Source organism: Actinomyces sp. ICM39 (assembly GCF_000282935.1).
Classification (GTDB): Bacteria; Actinomycetota; Actinomycetes; order Actinomycetales; family Actinomycetaceae; genus Pauljensenia; species Pauljensenia odontolytica_B.
The window spans coordinates 61,424-77,175 of the sequence record NZ_ALCB01000042.1; the positions used below are offsets into that span (position 1 = coordinate 61,424).

Annotated in this window: 14 protein-coding genes and 1 pseudogene; 8 read left to right on the plus strand and 7 right to left on the minus strand. The window is 64.4% G+C overall.

Annotated elements, in window-relative coordinates:
- Window positions 1–40 precede the first annotated feature (40 nt).
- Window positions 41–1,075 carry an adenylate/guanylate cyclase domain-containing protein gene (locus HMPREF1137_RS02410; RefSeq protein WP_007588427.1) on the minus strand — a complete coding sequence of 345 codons (1,035 nt, stop codon included), beginning with the start codon at window positions 1,073–1,075 and terminating at the stop codon, window positions 41–43.
- A gap of 226 nt (window positions 1,076–1,301) precedes the next feature.
- Here HMPREF1137_RS02410 and HMPREF1137_RS02415 point away from each other — a divergent pair, with 226 nt between their 5' ends.
- Complete coding sequence (locus HMPREF1137_RS02415) at window positions 1,302–2,009, plus strand: Maf family protein (RefSeq protein WP_007588517.1); 708 nt, start codon at window positions 1,302–1,304, stop codon at window positions 2,007–2,009.
- A gap of 44 nt (window positions 2,010–2,053) precedes the next feature.
- Window positions 2,054–3,010 carry a 2,3,4,5-tetrahydropyridine-2,6-dicarboxylate N-succinyltransferase gene (gene dapD, locus HMPREF1137_RS02420; RefSeq protein ID WP_007588487.1) on the plus strand — a complete coding sequence of 319 codons (957 nt, stop codon included), beginning with the start codon at window positions 2,054–2,056 and terminating at the stop codon, window positions 3,008–3,010.
- Window positions 3,011–3,088: 78 nt separating this feature from the next.
- Here the strand turns inward: dapD and dapC are convergent, their stop codons facing one another.
- Window positions 3,089–4,234 carry a succinyldiaminopimelate transaminase gene (dapC, locus tag HMPREF1137_RS02425; protein ID WP_007588513.1) on the minus strand — a complete coding sequence of 382 codons (1,146 nt, stop codon included), beginning with the start codon at window positions 4,232–4,234 and terminating at the stop codon, window positions 3,089–3,091.
- A gap of 19 nt (window positions 4,235–4,253) precedes the next feature.
- Window positions 4,254–4,595 (minus strand): ferredoxin, encoded by a 342-nt coding sequence (gene fdxA, locus HMPREF1137_RS02430; protein ID WP_003790208.1) that lies wholly within the window; start codon window positions 4,593–4,595, stop codon window positions 4,254–4,256.
- 52 nt (window positions 4,596–4,647) lie between these two features.
- On the opposite strand from fdxA, the gene HMPREF1137_RS02435 reads away from it, so the two are divergent.
- Window positions 4,648–4,974: a putative acetyltransferase gene (locus HMPREF1137_RS02435; protein WP_007588419.1), complete on the plus strand. Its 327-nt coding sequence runs from the start codon at window positions 4,648–4,650 to the stop codon at window positions 4,972–4,974.
- Window positions 4,975–4,997: 23 nt separating this feature from the next.
- Here the strand turns inward: HMPREF1137_RS02435 and typA are convergent, their stop codons facing one another.
- A complete protein-coding gene (gene typA / locus HMPREF1137_RS02440; RefSeq protein ID WP_007588501.1) occupies window positions 4,998–6,917 on the minus strand; it encodes a translational GTPase TypA in 1,920 nt (639 codons plus the stop codon).
- A gap of 237 nt (window positions 6,918–7,154) precedes the next feature.
- On the opposite strand from typA, the gene HMPREF1137_RS02445 reads away from it, so the two are divergent.
- Genes HMPREF1137_RS02445 through HMPREF1137_RS02455 form a run of 3 tightly spaced genes read left to right on the plus strand, consistent with a single transcriptional unit; the run spans window position 7,155 to window position 9,578 of the window.
- Window positions 7,155–8,009 carry a D-hexose-6-phosphate mutarotase gene (locus HMPREF1137_RS02445; RefSeq protein WP_007588403.1) on the plus strand — a complete coding sequence of 285 codons (855 nt, stop codon included), beginning with the start codon at window positions 7,155–7,157 and terminating at the stop codon, window positions 8,007–8,009.
- A gap of 46 nt (window positions 8,010–8,055) precedes the next feature.
- A complete protein-coding gene (locus tag HMPREF1137_RS02450) occupies window positions 8,056–8,634 on the plus strand; it encodes a 1-acyl-sn-glycerol-3-phosphate acyltransferase (protein WP_007588485.1) in 579 nt (192 codons plus the stop codon).
- Entirely contained in the window at window positions 8,631–9,578 is a 948-nt protein-coding gene (locus tag HMPREF1137_RS02455) for a hypothetical protein (protein ID WP_007588469.1), read from the plus strand. The genes HMPREF1137_RS02450 and HMPREF1137_RS02455 overlap by 4 nt, the downstream gene beginning before the upstream one ends.
- Window positions 9,579–9,639: 61 nt before the next feature.
- On the opposite strand, the gene HMPREF1137_RS02460 is transcribed toward HMPREF1137_RS02455, so the two are convergent.
- The gene (locus HMPREF1137_RS02460; protein WP_007588425.1) at window positions 9,640–11,133 is read right to left on the minus strand and encodes a glutamine synthetase family protein; all 1,494 of its coding nucleotides are present in this window, start codon (window positions 11,131–11,133) and stop codon (window positions 9,640–9,642) included.
- 274 nt (window positions 11,134–11,407) lie between these two features.
- Between HMPREF1137_RS02460 and HMPREF1137_RS09905 the strand changes: the two genes are divergently transcribed.
- Complete coding sequence (locus HMPREF1137_RS09905) at window positions 11,408–12,472, plus strand: family 20 glycosylhydrolase (protein WP_007588510.1); 1,065 nt, start codon at window positions 11,408–11,410, stop codon at window positions 12,470–12,472.
- A gap of 92 nt (window positions 12,473–12,564) precedes the next feature.
- Here HMPREF1137_RS09905 and HMPREF1137_RS02470 read toward each other — a convergent pair whose 3' ends face one another.
- Window positions 12,565–13,029, minus strand: a complete 465-nt coding sequence (locus tag HMPREF1137_RS02470; RefSeq protein WP_007588423.1) for a MerR family transcriptional regulator — start codon at window positions 13,027–13,029, stop codon at window positions 12,565–12,567.
- Window positions 13,030–13,166: 137 nt separating this feature from the next.
- A complete protein-coding gene (locus HMPREF1137_RS02475) occupies window positions 13,167–13,793 on the minus strand; it encodes a GNAT family N-acetyltransferase (protein ID WP_007588475.1) in 627 nt (208 codons plus the stop codon).
- A 242-nt stretch (window positions 13,794–14,035) separates the two neighbouring features.
- Here HMPREF1137_RS02475 and HMPREF1137_RS02480 point away from each other — a divergent pair.
- Window positions 14,036–15,752 (plus strand): annotated as a pseudogene (locus HMPREF1137_RS02480) (hypothetical protein); the annotation flags it as partial.

The following is a 15,752-nucleotide window of genomic DNA, read 5'->3' on the forward strand; positions in this document are numbered from 1 at the left end:
GCGGGCAGGTCAGGCACCCGTTCACACTGCGAGATGAACGTTATTTAACAACGCTCGAGAGCAGGTACGGTGAGACCGGACCAAAACCGCGCAAGTCCGCGGTCGGGAACTCTTCAAGCTCGTACCCGTCTCCCACCTCGCCAGCGGCGATGGCGGCAGCAGTCGTCGGATCAGTGAGGATCTTACCCACCGGAGCAATGTCCACGAGGCGAGATGCAAGGTTCACGGTGGGCCCGAAGACATCACCCGACCGCGAGAACACATCACCGCGCACGAAAGACGCACGCACGGGCAGCATTTCGTCGTCGGCGTTCAGTCGCTCGATGAGGGCCGTGGCCACACGCAGGCCGGTGGGCAGGTCATCGGCGATGTAGAGGACGGCGTCACCGATCATCTTGACGACGCGACCACCCTCCTCGATGACGGCGTTACGACTCTCCTCTTCGAAGCGCTCGATGAGGCCCACGAGGGCATCGCCGAGGATCGTCGAGGACGACGTGTAGGACACCATGTCGACGAAGCCGAGGCAGCGGTTGAGCGGGAAGCGGTTGTGACGCTCCTCGTGCCCGCGCTGGGATACCTCGCGATCAAAACGGGACAGGGTTGCCTCGAGCTGACGCCGCCAGGCGTATGTGAACATCTCCTGGAAGACGTCGATGTACTCGCGCATATGGTCCAGCACGTACATGCGGGCCGTCGTGTCATCCAGCATCAGACGACGCATCGAATCTTCTACTAGTGCTTCGAACTGCCACAGGGCCAGGCGATCAGCCAGGTGGGCGTTGGCGCGCAGGAGAGAGCGAGAGGTTGCCGTGTCAATGCCACCAGATTCGACGAGGTCGTGCCAGCGACTGAAAACGTCCAGGTCACGCTGGGAGAAAACCTTGTCATCGGCGGTGGGAGCCTGGAAGCCGAGGGCGATCCAGAAACGGAAGACGCGTTCGATAGGCGTATTCGTCATCTCCGCGAGATCGCGGGCCGAATACGTCAGATGACCACCGAGCAGCTGGGGAACGTAGCTTGTTGCGGTCAGGTCATCAGGAGTTGCAGGGGACGAAGCCGCGTGCTCATCCATCGCAAATCCCTCCTCTTTGGGCTGACTCAACACCACATCAGCGGGTAACGGTATATCAGATCACTTTTCAAAGTCACATCGGGATTGTGACCTCGAACATTGACAATTGTAGTAGTCTGATGAGTTTTTCTCTAGAGAATTGCACGTTTACCTGCGAAAACCGAGATTTCTGCACCAAATTGCAGCTTGTCTGCGCATCTGAGATGCCTTAGGAGAGAATGTCCTCATGCGCCTTGTTCTTGCCTCCGCTTCCCCCGCCCGCCGCGCAACACTCATTGCGGCGGGCATCACACCGATTGTCCAGGTGTCCACCGTCGACGAGGACGCCATCCTCGCCGCATTGCCCGGAGGGCGCGCGTTCTCGGGCGGCACCACCACCCCCGCCGACGAGGTCGCAGCGCTCGCCGCGGCCAAGTGCGCCGACGTCTGCGAGGCCCTGAGAGCACCCGGCGCCAACGCCGACCTGCCCGAGGGCGAGTCCGTCCTCGTCGTTGGCTGCGACTCCATGCTCGAGATCGACGGCCAGATGCTCGGAAAGCCCCACACCCCCGACGTGGCCCGCGAGCGCATCCGCGCCATGCGCCGCACGAGCGCAACCCTGTGGACGGGCCACTCGGCAGCGATCCTGGCCCCGGCCTCGCCGCACGGTGGAACGGCAGGAGAACGCACGGTCACCGCAACCGTCACCCGCTCTGCCTCGACCCAGGTCCACTTCGGGGACATCTCGGATGCCGAGATCGACGCGTACGTGGCCACCGGCGAGCCCCTGCACGTGGCGGGCTCCTTCACGGTGGACGGACTGGGAGGCCCTTTCATCGAGGGCGTGACGGGCGATTATCACTCGGTCGTCGGTATCTCTTTGCCGCTACTGCGTTCCATGGCCACCGAGCTTGGGGTGTTCTGGCCGGACCTGTGGGATGCGCCGCGCCCCTGAGTTTCGGTGCCAATCACCCGCCCGTCGCGCCGTACTGTAGGGGCATGGACAACAGCACTGCATGGGGCATCGGCCTCGCTACGATCACTCTGGACGGCACGACACTCGACACGTGGTACCCCGCCCCGCACCTGGGCGAGCCCGGGACCGACGAGGAGCTGGCGACCTCGCTGTCCGTGCTGGAGCGCGTCGATGACGCGCGCCGCGTGCGCACCGTCGTCGTGACCACGACGATTGACCTGCAGGAGGCCCCCGCCTCGACGGAGGACGCCTACCTGCGTCTGCACCTGCTTTCCCACCGCCTGGTACAGCCCAACACGATCAACCTCGACGGCATCTTCGCGGTGCTGCCCAACGTCGTGTGGACGGATGCCGGCCCGTGCGCCGTTGCCGACTTCGAGGCCACCCGCCTGCGCCTGCGCGCTCGCGACGGTCACCCCGTGACCGTGCAGGGCGTCGACAAGTTCCCGCCGATGGTCAACTACGTGCTGCCCTCCGGCGTTCGCATCGCCGACGGCACGCGCGTGCGCCTGGGCGCCTACCTGTCCGAGGGCACGACCGTCATGCACGCCGGCTTCGTCAACTTCAACGCGGGCACGCTGGGCCGCTCGATGGTCGAGGGCCGCGTCTCGCAGGGCGTCGTCATCGGCGATGGCTCGGACGTGGGCGGCGGCGCCTCCACGATGGGCACCCTCTCGGGCGGCGGCAAGCAGCGTGTGCGCCTGGGCGAGCGCTGCCTGCTGGGTGCAAACTCAGGCCTGGGAATCGCGCTCGGCGACGACTGCGTCGTCGAGGCCGGCCTGTACGTGACCGCCGGCGCGAAGGTCACGCTCATCGATTCTTCCGGCGAGGCCGAGCCGCGCACGGTTGCCGCGCGCGAGCTGTCGGGCGCGTCGAACATCCTGTTCCGCCGCAACTCCCAGACGGGCCGCATCGAGGCCATCGCCCGCGCGGGCGTCGTGGGTATCGAGCTCAACGACGCGCTGCACGCTTCGAACTGAGTCTTCTCACCAACGAGGCCGGGGCCGCCCACGCGCAGTGCGCGAAGGTGGCCCCGGCCTCGTTATGTGGCTGATGTGTCAGCGCGCCGTCCAGGCCTCACGGATGCGGCTCGCAGCGGCCTGAATGCGCTCGTCGGTGGCGGTGAGGGCCACGCGGACGCGCCCGTGGGCTGCCGTGCCGTAGAAGTCGCCGGGGGCGACGAGGATACCAAGATCAGCCAGGCGGTTGACGAGGGCCCACGAGTCGCTCGGATTCGCGGGGTCCGAGACCCACAGGTACAGGCCGGCCGCCGTGTCGGGATCGACGTTGAGACCGGCGTCAGTCAACGCCTCGAGGAGGAGGGCGCGACGCACGGCGTAGACGCTGCGCTGGCGCTCCACGTGCTCGCTGTCGCGGAGGGCAACAGCCATCGCGTGCTGGACGGGGGCGGGCACCATGAGTCCAGAGTGCTTGCGCACGTTGACGATTGGTGCGACCAGCGCGGGGTCACCATAGATGAGGGCGCCGCGGTAGCCGGCAAGATTCGACTGCTTGGACAGCGAGTACAGGACGAGGAGGCCGCTCGCGTCGCCGTCACACACGTCCGTATCGAGCAGGGAAGGCACTCCCTCGCTCACGTAGGGCTCCGACCAGGGCAGGGCCGCGTAGCACTCGTCGGAGACGACGACGGCGCCGTGAGCGCGCGCCCAGACAACGACGGCGCGCAGCTCGTCCTTGCTCATGACGTGCCCGTCGGGGTTGCCCGGCGAGTTCAGGTAGACGAGGGCGGCATCGGGCCAGGCGTCGGGGTTCGTCGGGTCAACGGCGACGGGTGTGGCACCGGCCAGCCTGGCGCCAATGGCGTAGGTCGGGTAGGCGACCTCGGGCACGAGGACCGTGTCGCCGGGGCGCACGCCCAGCAGCGCGGGAATCCAGGCGACGGCCTCCTTCGAGCCGATCGTGGGGATCACGCCGCCGTGTCCGACGTCAACCATGCCTCGGCGCTGTCCCCATGCGAGGATCGCGTCGCGCACCTCGGCGGTGCCGATCACCGTCGGGTAGCCGTGCGCGTTGGAGGCGTCAGCGAGTGCCTCGCGGATGAACGCGGGGGTGTCGTCGACCGGGGTTCCGACGCTCAGATCGCACATTCCCCCGGGATGTTCAGTGGCGCGCGCCTTGGCGGGCGCCAGCTGATCCCAGGGGAATTCGGGCAGGTCAAGAGGGCGGGGAAGGATCGTTGTCATACCCCTACCCTATCGACTGTCAGAGGTTTTCGGCCTTCCATTCCTCATTCTGAGGCGGCAGCGCGGCAATCATCGGATCGTCGAAGTCCTGGACGCCGGTCTTCTGGGCGCCGCCGGGGCTGCCCAGGTCGTTGAAGAAGTCGACGTTGGCGCGCAGGTAGTCGGACCACTCGGAGGGCAGGTCGTCCTCGTAGAAGATGGCCTCGGTCGGGCACACGGGCTCACACGCACCACAGTCCACGCACTCCTCGGGGTGGATGTAGAGCGAACGGGCACCCTCGTAGATGCAGTCGACGGGGCACTCGTCCACGCATGCGCGATCCTTGACGTCCACGCAGGGCTGCGCGATGACGTAGGTCATGAGACGTTCCTCCTGGTCAGTTCTAAAGACTCGTTGATTCTATTATTCACGTATGAGTAGCCCCGAGTCACCCCGCGTCACCAACAGCGCTGCGAGCGGCGAGAATACGCCGATTCAGCACACCGAGACCGAAGGGGCGCGCGAGGAAATTTCCACACGCGCGCCTGGCGCAATTCCCCAGTTGCCGTGGATGAGCTTCGCGGTCGGCGAGAGGATCGTCATCCGCTACCGCCTGGCAGACGGCCTGCACGACGCCCTGGGAGAGGCGCTCGAGGTGGCCCCCACGCACGTCACGGTCGCGACGAGGCGTGGGCCGGTTCGCGTGGATGCCCGCACGATGGTGACGGGCAAGCGTGTGCCTCCCCCGCCCACCATCTAGCAGGCGGGGGAAGGAAGCGGCGATCAGCGGTTGGCGCGGCGCTCGCGAGCAGCGATCTTGAAGCGCTCCTGGGCGTCCAGGACGACCTTGCGCACGCGCACGGCCTCAGGCGTGACCTCGACGCACTCGTCATTGGCTGCAAACTCGAGGGACTCCTCAAGGGTCAGCTTGCGCGAGGGGGTCAGCGACTCGTACACGTCGGCGGTCGCGCTACGCGTGTTCGTCTGCTTCTTCTCGCGGCAGATGTTCACGTCCATGTCCTCGCCGCGCGGGTTTTCGCCCACGACCTGTCCCTCGTAGACCTCGGAGGAGGGCTCGACGATGAAGGAGCCGCGCTCCTGCAGGTTCGTCATCGCGTACGGGGTGGCCTGGCCAGCGCGGTCGGCGACGAGGGAGCCGGTGAGGCGCTGCTCGATGGAGCCCTGCCAGGGGGCGTAGCCCTCGGAGATGGACGAGGCGATGCCGGTGCCGCGCGTTTCGGTGAGGAAGCGCGTGCGGAAGCCGATGAGGCCTCGGGCGGGGACCACGAACTCGAGGCGGATCCAGCCCGAACCGTGGTTCGCCATGGTCTCCATGCGACCCTTGCGGGCGGCCATGAGCTGCGTGACGGCGCCGAGGTACTCCTCGGGGATGTCGATCGTCATGCGCTCCATGGGCTCGCTGAGGACGCCGTCGATCTCCTTGGTGACGACCTGCGGCTTGCCGACGGTGAGCTCGAAGCCCTCGCGGCGCATCTGCTCCACCAGGATCGCCAGGGCGAGCTCGCCACGGCCCTGGACCTCCCAGGCGTCGGGGCGCTCGGTGGGCAGAACCTTCAGGGACACGTTGCCGACGAGCTCGCGGTCGAGGCGGTCCTTGACCTGGCGGGCCGTGACCTTGGCGCCCTTGACGCGGCCGGCCATGGGCGAGGTGTTGATGCCGATGGTCATGGAGATGGCCGGGTCGTCCACCGTGATGAGCGGGAGGGGACGCGGGTCCTCGAGGTCGACGAGGGACTCGCCGATCATGATGTCTTCGATGCCGGCGACGGCGACGATGTCACCGGGGGCGGCGGAGTCGGTGGACACACGCTCGAGGCCCTCGGTGGCCAGCAGCTCGGAGATGTGGACGCGCTGGATGGTGCCGTCGTGGCGCGCCAGGCCCACGTCAGCGCCCTTCTTCAGGGTGCCGTTGTGGATGCGCAGCAGGGCGAGACGGCCCAGGAAGGGCGAGGCGTCCAGGTTGGTGACGTGGGCCTGCAGCGGCATGTCCTCGTCGTAGGTGGGGCCCGGGATACGGTTCAGGATGGTCTCGAACAGGGGCTCGAGGTTCTCGGTGGGCAGCTGGCCGTCACCGGGGTTCTCCAGCGAGCACTTGCCGGCCTTAGCGGAGGCGTAGACGACGGGGACGTCCATGAGGGAGTCCACGTCGATGTCGATGCCCTCGTTCATGAGGTCCTCACCCAGCGACAGGAGCAGGTCGGTCGTCTCGGAGACGACCTCTTCGATGCGCGAGTCGGGGCGGTCGACCTTGTTGACGACGACGATGACGGGCAGGTGGGCCTGGAGGGCCTTGCGCAGCACGAAGCGGGTCTGCGGGAGCGGGCCCTCGGAGGCGTCGACCATGAGGACGACGCCGTCAACCATCGACAGGCCTCGCTCGACCTCGCCGCCGAAGTCGGCGTGGCCGGGGGTGTCGATAACGTTGATGATGACGCCATCCTCGAGGCCCAGGGCCTGCGCGGCGGGGCCGGTGTAGTGGACGGCGGTGTTCTTGGCGAGAATGGTGATGCCCTTCTCGCGCTCGAGGTCGCCGGAGTCCATGACGCGCTCGCCGGTCTTTTCGACCGTGTCACGCTCGGAGAAAGCTCCGGACTGCCAGAGCATTGCGTCAACCAGCGTGGTCTTGCCATGATCGACGTGCGCGACGATGGCGACATTTCGCAGGTCGGGACGCGTGGACATATGTGGACTCCTCAAATGTGGATACAGATTTATGCGTGTGAGGGGGCAAGGAAGCCGCAGACACGACCGGTTCGAACCGATTTCACGCACATATGCCTCTAAGAATATCGGCTGAACGAGGGGCAACGCGATCCCCGTGTTGCGAATTCCACCACGTCGTGGACACGTGGCGGAGATCTGAGGGCCCATCGGCCCGTCTATTTGCTCGTTCATAAGCAATGGCGTTAACTGGCTTGTATGACTGACATCGCCACGCTCAGCGCAGACGTTTCCACGGCCTCGGCCCTTGTCACCCCCTTCGGCGCGCACCTGCTGTCGTGGCGTCCTGCGGGCCACCCGGACGTCCTGTGGCTGTCCTCCCGTGCGGTGTTGGACGGTACGAAGGCGATCCGCGGCGGCATCCCCCTGTGCCTGCCCTGGTTCGGCAGCCCCACCGATTCCCCGACGAGGCCCGGCCAGGGAGCGGGCGCCCACGGGTTCGCCCGCACGAGTCCCTGGACGCTGCTGGGAAGCACCCAGCCCGCGAACGACGCGCCGGCCTCGTTCTCCTTCGAACTGCACCACACGGGCGAGACCTCCGCCCTCTACCCGCACTCCTTCTGCGCGCGCCTGGACATCACCGCCGGAGCCGAGCTGAACGCGACCCTGACCCTCACGAACGAGGACGACCACCCCTTCGCTATCGAGGCCGCCCTGCACACCTACCTGCACGTTGGCGACGTCAAGGACGTGACGGTGGAGGGCCTGGACGGGGAGCGCTACTACGACAAGGTCCGCGAGCGCTACGCCACCCAGACCGGCGACGTGACTTTTATCGGCCCGACGGACCGCGTCTACACGTCGACCCAGCAGGTCCAGGTCGTTGACCCGAAGCTGGGGCGACGCATCATCGTGGACAAGAACGGTTCGGGCTCGACGATCGTGTGGAACCCCTGGTCGCAGGGTGCGGCCACGATGAGCGACATTGGCGAGGGCGAGTGGCAGAACTTCGTGTGCGTGGAAACCGCGGCAGTGCGCGAGCGTGCGCTGACGCTGTGGCCGGGGCACCCCCACATCATGACGCAGACCCTTGCTGTGGAAACGCTGGACTGACGACCCGCGAGTAGGATTGGCTCCAGCTACCACCAGAAAGGCTCTCATGGCTCTCACTTCCGCGATCGCGTCCGCGTATCTATCCGTTTCCCGGTGGAAGCTCGTCACTCAGCCCCTACCGGACAAGGTCATCGTCATCGGCGCCCCGCACACCTCGAATTGGGACGGCGTCTTTATGGCGATTTCCATGTGGAAATCCGGGCGCACGTTCTCGTTCCTGGTGAAGGATTCCATCGTCAAAGCCCCGGTGCTGGGTTGGTTTGTGAAGAAGATCGGCGCGGTTCCCGTGGAACGCAGCGCCGCGCATGGCCTGGTCGAACAGGTCGCACAGCGCATCCGCGAGGCGGACACGTTCACGCTGTGCATCACCCCGAAGGGCACTCGTTCACCGCGCGATTTCTGGAAGTCCGGCTTCTATCGCATCGCAATGGAGGCGGGCGTGCCGATCCAGCTGGGCTTCATCGACCGCAACACCCGCACGTTCGGCTGGGGTCCGACATACCAGCTGACGGGCGACGTGCGCGCCGACATGGAAGTGATCCGCGCGTTTTACGCCGACAAGGTCGGTATCCGCCCGGAGAAGACCTCGGTTCCGCGCCTGCGCTCGGAGGACGAGGCCGAATGAGGCTCGCGCGAGCGTTGCTCGGCACCGCTGGGGCGCTTGCCCTGACGGCGGGCGGCGCAGCGGCACTCGCCGACGACCCGACGCAGATCCGACTGGTCGAGGTCTATGAGATGACGCCGGGGGTGAGCGCGATCCACCAGGTAACACTGTCGACGTCACAGCCTCTGATCGGTGAGCAGTGTCAGTCGATGGGCACGGCAGCCAAGGCCACGTCGTCACTCCTCGTGAGCGTTGACGGCGTGGACGGATGCCGCTTCACCTGGGAACTTGAGGACGGTGGCGCCGAGGTCGTCTCGGTTGACGAGGGCGGTGTCTTCCATTTCGAATCGACGTCAGCCCGTCTGCTCGAGGGGTTCTCGTCTCCCGATGCGTCGGCCTCCATCGAGTCGGTCACCCTGATTGCGCACAGTTCTCTCGTTATCGAGGCCTCTGACGGCGGACAGATCATCACCCCCGGGGCATCGACAAAGACGGACGCAAGCACGGTCACCTGGCATCACGTCACCTCGAACGTGAGCGCGACGGGAACCGTCGACGCCAACGCGTCCTCCATGTCCCCCTCCCCTACGCTCTCACCATCTCCATCGGCCAATTCCGCCTCCACTCAGGAACGAGGCCACACCTCCACCGCACGTTCGCTGACCCCGATCGTGGCGATCACGGGAGGAGTTCTCCTAATCGCCGCCATCACCGGCCTCGTGCGCCGATCACGGCAGTCCCGCCAGGCCGCCGCTGACGCGCAGTTCGCACGTGATGCGGCTCTGCGTGAGGCACAGCGACGTTCCGCCTCCGCACGAAAGAGCGCTGCCGCTCCCTACGGGAGGCGGTCTCTCGCTCCGACCTCGTCAACGTCCGAGGAGAATACACCCGCGAGCGCGCAGGCCCGCGACCGTTCTGACGCACAGTCGGGCGCAGAACGCTTTTCCCCGCCCGACCACTCGTAGGCGGCCATTGACCACGGCGGCCCCGACCTCAGCGATGAGGTCGGGGCCACATGTTGGCGCCTCAGCCGATGTGGAAGTAGCGCTCCACGAGTTCCTCGACAGAGACACGCGAGTCCGCCAGGTCATCACGCAGGTGTTCGTCTCCCAGCTCGATCAGGCGCGATGCCCACGAGTCGATGAGGCCCGCGGGGAAGACGTCCTTCGCCTCGTAGTCCTCACGCTGGGCGAGGAGCCTACCGGCGGCCTCGAAGCAGGATGCGGGCAGCTGGTCGAGGCCGGGGGTCTGCGACGCGTCGCCGTCGACCTTACGCTCACGCGCGTACTCTTCCATGCCCGGCGCGGTCAGGCCAATACGCGCGGCGACGGCAATGCCAGCAAGGAGCAGGTGGACCGCTGCGGACCCGTCGGGGCTGCGCAGCTCCACCGTCTGAGAGTCATTGGGCAGGTCGGCAATCGGAGGCTCGATGGGGTTGGCATCACGGAACATCGAATCATCGATGTTCTGCCAGCCGAGAGGTACGCGCACCAGAACGGAGCGGTTGCGGTCGCCCCAGCAGATCGAGGTTGGCGCTTCCTGATGGGGAACAAGACGCAGGAACGAGGTGGGGACGGTGTTACCAAACGCTGTGAGCGATGCTGCGTGCGACAGGTAGCCTCCGATCACCTTGAGCGCGGTGTCCGTCAGACCAGATCCCGTCGAGAACTGGTTGACGCCGTCCTTGACGATGCGGGTATGGAAGTGCATGCCCGATCCGGCTTGCCCCACGGCGATCTTCGGCGAGAAGGAGACATGAATGCCATAGGAATGGGCAACTTCGCGCAGCACCCACTTGGCGAGCACCATCTGGTCGGCAGCATCGAGCGCATCGACGGGCAGGAATTCGATCTCTTGCTGGACCATCTGACGCCCGTCGGCGACGAAGTTGCCGACCTCGGAATGGGCGTACTTCACCGAGCAGCCGATGGCAACGAGGTGCGCGAGAGTCTCCGTGCGCACTTCCTCCCACTTGGAGAAGGGCCCAGATTCGTGGTAGCCGCGCTGAGGCTCGACGGGGAACAGCTCCTCTTCCTCCGAGAAGAGGTAGTACTCGAGTTCACCGAGGGCCTGCAGCTCGCAGCCCGTCTCCTCCTTGAGCGCTCGCTGAGCCTTCCGCAGGATTTCCTGGGGCGCCGAGGCCAGGGGGCGGCCGTCAACATCGTAGAAGCCACACAGGATATCGAGGGTTGGGATATGCGAGAAGGGGTTGAGGAACGCGGTAGCCACGCGCGGCACGACATACAGGTCCGAGGAGGTCGCCTCGACGAATGTGAACAGGGAGGAACCGTCGACGCGCTCTCCGAGAGTCAACACCCGATCGAGGTGGGCCTTGGATTGGATCGCGAAGTTCAGGGTCTTCAGGCGTCCGTCCCCTCCGACGTAGCGGAGGTTGAGCATCTGGATGCCGTTGTCCTCGATATAGCCGATGATGTCGGCTTTCGTGAATTCCTTGGCAGGCTTTCCAAGGGCCTGAACGAGCGGGTTGGGGCTAAGAGACACCGTGTCGGTCGACAGCATGAATCACTCCTCTTCGAGCATGACTGGCTTCACACAATTGTGACACACTCGAGCACCACGAGGCAGCCCGAACACAACTCAATTGACACCGTTACCCATCGCGAAACCACCCCACCAGTTTAGTGACGCTTGTTACACTTTGAGTAGCCCACTCTTAGGAACCGCAATGGCGACAACACCCTCTCCCCTCCCTCACGATCCCACCAGACCCCCCTCTTGCTCATGGCGCGGCCTCCTCATCGATTCCGCGCGTACATTCTGGACCGTCCCGGTCATGGAACTCATCATCACCGTCATGGCCCGCTACCGTCTGAACGTGCTGCACTGGCACCTGACTGACAACGCAGGTTGGCGCGTCCCCATCCCCGGCTACCCTGCCCTCACATCCATCGGGGCGCAGATTCCAAGAGCCCCGGAAGACTGGTACGACCATGCCTGCGCGCCAGAACGGTCAGGCACATGGCGCACGTCGCCCGCACGCACATCACAAGGCTTCTATTCTGACGCAAACATTCGCCACCTCGTCCGCTTCGCCGCTCAGCGCAATATCCGCATCATCCCGGAGATCTCGATTCCTTCCTGCGCCGGTGCCGCAATCCGCGCATACCCGCACGTGGGAAACCCCGCCCTCGCCCATGCACCCATACAGGAACGCAACACGACACTATGGCCCATCGCCTCATCTCTCCACTTCATCGAGGCAGCCCTCCACCACGTGTGCGACCTATTCCCCTCCCCCATTATTCATATCGGCGCACCCAAAACCGATTGGAGTCCGTGGGAAAATGACCCCACACTCGAGCGCGCAGGCCTGACATCTGGGCGAGATATCGAGCGCCTATTCATCGAACGAGCAATGCGCACACTCCACTTCCACGGTCGCCGGGCAGCCACCTGGGACACCGTGACTCGCGCATACAACTGCCCACCCCCAGGAACAATCCTTCTCTCATCACGCCACAGCGGATCGCACACCACCGAAGCCTCTTCGTCGGGCGCCCCCTGGGTTCTGGCAGACTCACCCCTCCTCACACTCAGCCATCCCACGCGCCCCAGCTCACCCACAGCATCTCCTGCGACCGCACGCCAGCTCTATGAACTGCTGCCTCAGGCACTACACAGCGAACGGCTCAAGGGAATCGAAGCTGTCGCATGGTCCACGTCGGTCACAAGCCCAGATCTCCTCTTCTACCACCTACTCCCCCGACTCCTCGTCATCGCCGAAATCGCATGGCACGGCGACGACGCCCTCCCATGGGAACAACTTGCCCCACTCATCGACCGAGACATGGCTTATCTGCGCCAGCGCATCCCCTACTGGACTCCCCAACGGACGTAATTGAGGGCCGCGCATCCAACCCGGATACGCGGCCCCGTGCCCCCTAGCGGGGCGGAGTTCGGAGCAGGCATGAAGACCGCCCCACTAGGCTTTCATGAACGCAAGGACCACTTCTTCAGGCGTTCCGCGAGCGCACGCGCGTCGATATCCAAGCGCTCAGCTTCTGCGACATCATCGCGCTTAATCGCGCGCCAGTAAGCAACCTTTGTGCGCAAGAACTCACGGCGAAGCTCAATAATCTGAGCTTCCTCCTGAAGGCGCGTATCCTGCTGCTCCAACAGGGTCACAAACTCGGAGATATCCCTCTCCCCGCCCAAGCCTGATCGGACATATTCACGCATGTCCGCAATCGACATTCCGGACGCAGAGAGACACGACACCCAGGTCAGCAGCTCAAGATCATCCTCGGTGTACGTACGGTGACCACTGGAGGCATCGCGAGCAATGGCCGGAATAACGCTGACATCTTCGTAGTAACGCAGGGTGGACGCGGGTAACCCAACGAGCGCCGCTACCTCCTTAATGGAGTACGTGCGCCCAGAGCCGGTTCCTGCCATAGCTTCACCCTAAAAGACCTCAAGCCCTTGAAGTCAAGCGGAACTGCGGGACGTGCATCACGCGCTGCGACCTGCAAAAAAACAGGTTTTCACAGCCGTAAACACAGCTCACGGCGATCAGATTGCGCGAGCAATCCTCAGAGGAGCTCGGCGCGCCTCTGGAAGGACCAGATCGGACAGGTCTGTTCGCGCATCTGCACATCGAAACGATCGAGGAGTTCACACCCGCCATTGAGGTAGAAGCGGGCATTCTTTTCAGTGGAGGTAACAAAGCCGTATGCGCGCCCACCGCGCTTCGCCACATAGTCCGGCAGCACCTGGGAGACCAGCCATCGACCAACCCCGCGCCCCCGCATGCTCTTATCAACCGAGAGCACCTCGAGATACCAATCAAAGTCACCTTTATCGATCGTTACCTGATCAGCACGATCAACAACGTCAGAAAAATCCTTGACAAGCAGGGGCGACGCGTATCGATAGAACTCATAGCCTCCATTGAGGAAGCTCTGCAGGACCCCCACCTTGCGGTCATGCATGAGCGCAGTTCCAACGATCCGCCCCTCGTGCTCGACGACGAGAGCGTGTCGGACCCTCTGATACGAAGCAGCGAGCATCCGATTGATGGCAGCGAGACATTCCGGGTAACGCTCCGGGCGGTAGAGGTACGGTTCGAGCATGACATGAAGGGGATAATCGAGGAATCCCTCGGTGATAATACGCGTCATCTCAGGGATGTCAGCACGCGTGGCAAGCCGACACTTCATAGGGCCCCTCCTCAACTCGTTCAGCTTTATACGAAACCAACTATCGAAAACCTGACCTTAGGTAGATACCTGTCATACTACGTGACGGATCGCAATCTCACCTTGTCAATCGGGGCCACTTACCTTTGAAACGGCTCTCTTTTTCATTTGACGATCGGTCAGCCAATCTTGCATCTGCGACCACTCGTTGCTTTGTATCCACGAAGAGACGATAATCGAGTGGTTCATATCAGGAGGACTGCATGCGATTCTTTCGCGCCCTGTGCGCCACGCTCGGGGCTTTGCTCATCACGTCGACGGTCGTATTCGGCGCTCACGCCGCGGACGGACCGACGCTATCCGAGGCCTACGTCCTGACCAAGGACGGCCAGCTCGTTGACACGTTGACCGTCGTCGACCCTTCTCGCACGATGAGCGAATCCGCATGCACGCCGTACGCCGGTAGCTCCACAGACCAACACGTCGAGTTTGTGACGCGCGACGACGCCACGGTCTGCCACATGCAGCTCATGTACACCCGAGCCCAGGACGAATCCGAGTTCACTATTCAGGACTCGGGGGCGTTCGTACTCTCGGCACGTACCGACCAAACCCTGGCCGAATATCGGAAGGCCTTCGGCTCTTCCCTGTCCTTCGCTTCCGTCTCCCTGAGCGTCGAAGGGGAAGTCAAGTCGGCGACGTCTGGTGCTGCTACGTCGGCGACGACCTACGAGGGGCGAGCCTTGTCCGTGTCAACGTGGACGGATACTGTCCCGCAGGTCATCACGGTCAACGGCACACTTGCTCCCGGCGGAAATCCGGCCGCAGCGGATGGCGCCAATGCTCTGAAGGATCCCTGGGGCGCAACGCCCATCCCCGGAAACGAAAACTCGTCCGATAGTGCATCCTCTGCTGCATCCGATTCTCCTTCGGATCCCCCGCTCGGGCTCCTCATCGGTTTGATCGTCGGCCTCATCGTCATCGTGTTGGTTGTCGTCATCGTCATTTACGTGATTCGTTCGAAGCGCTCGACGCAGCCCACTGAGGGCACACAGCACAGCACTGCCCCCTCACATGTGCGACGCCCGTCCGCACCTCGGGGCACGGGGGCTTCTGCACCCTATGCGCCGGGGCAAGCAATGGGCGTCCCGGCGCAGAGCAGCCCCGCCCCAGTGATCAATCAGGGCAGAGGAGGCACTTCCTCACCCGAGGCCTCTCGACGTGCTCCGTCAACGAATTCAGCACGGCAGGATCTCGCCTCGCTTCCGCAGCCCAAGCCGCGTGACACCGGCTTTGTCTGGGAGCATAAGTCCCGCCCCACTCCCACAGCTCCCGCGCCCAGCGACCCTGTTCAGGCGACTAAGCCACCGAAGCGCAAGCGTTCACGTGATGGGCACCGTCCTGCCGTGTTCCCGGCACAGCCGATGCAGACTATGCAGCCGACGCAACCGATGCAACCGATGCAGGATCCGAACGCGGCCGCTGCACACTACGCTCCTGGTTTCCCCCAGGAGCAGGGAGCACCGTCGGCTGCCCACACGCCTCAGGCTTCGACTGACCGCTATGCACCGGCAGTCCCCGCCACTCCTGCTCCTGCTCCTGCTCCTGCTCCTGCTCCTGAGGATGTTGCCACGCCCGCACGCGGGATCCCAAGCCCTGGAGTCTCAGAGATGGCAGCGCACGCTCCCAAGGCCGAACCGCAACAAAGTGTCGCCGCAATTGAGCACTCACCCACCGACTCTTCTTACTCGTCTTCCGTGCCCGTCCCGTCCCCGAGCGTGGAGGATGCTCCCGAGACGATGCTGATCCCGAAGATTCAGCGTGCAGTCGTTCCGGAGCCGGAACCGGTCGCAATTCCGGAACCTGAGCCCGTCGTGGTTCCTGAACCGGAACCCGAACCGGCCCCGGTCGTGGTTCCCGAACCCGAACCCCTCGTGGTTCCCGAACCCGAACCCCTCGTGGTTCCCGAACCCGAACCCC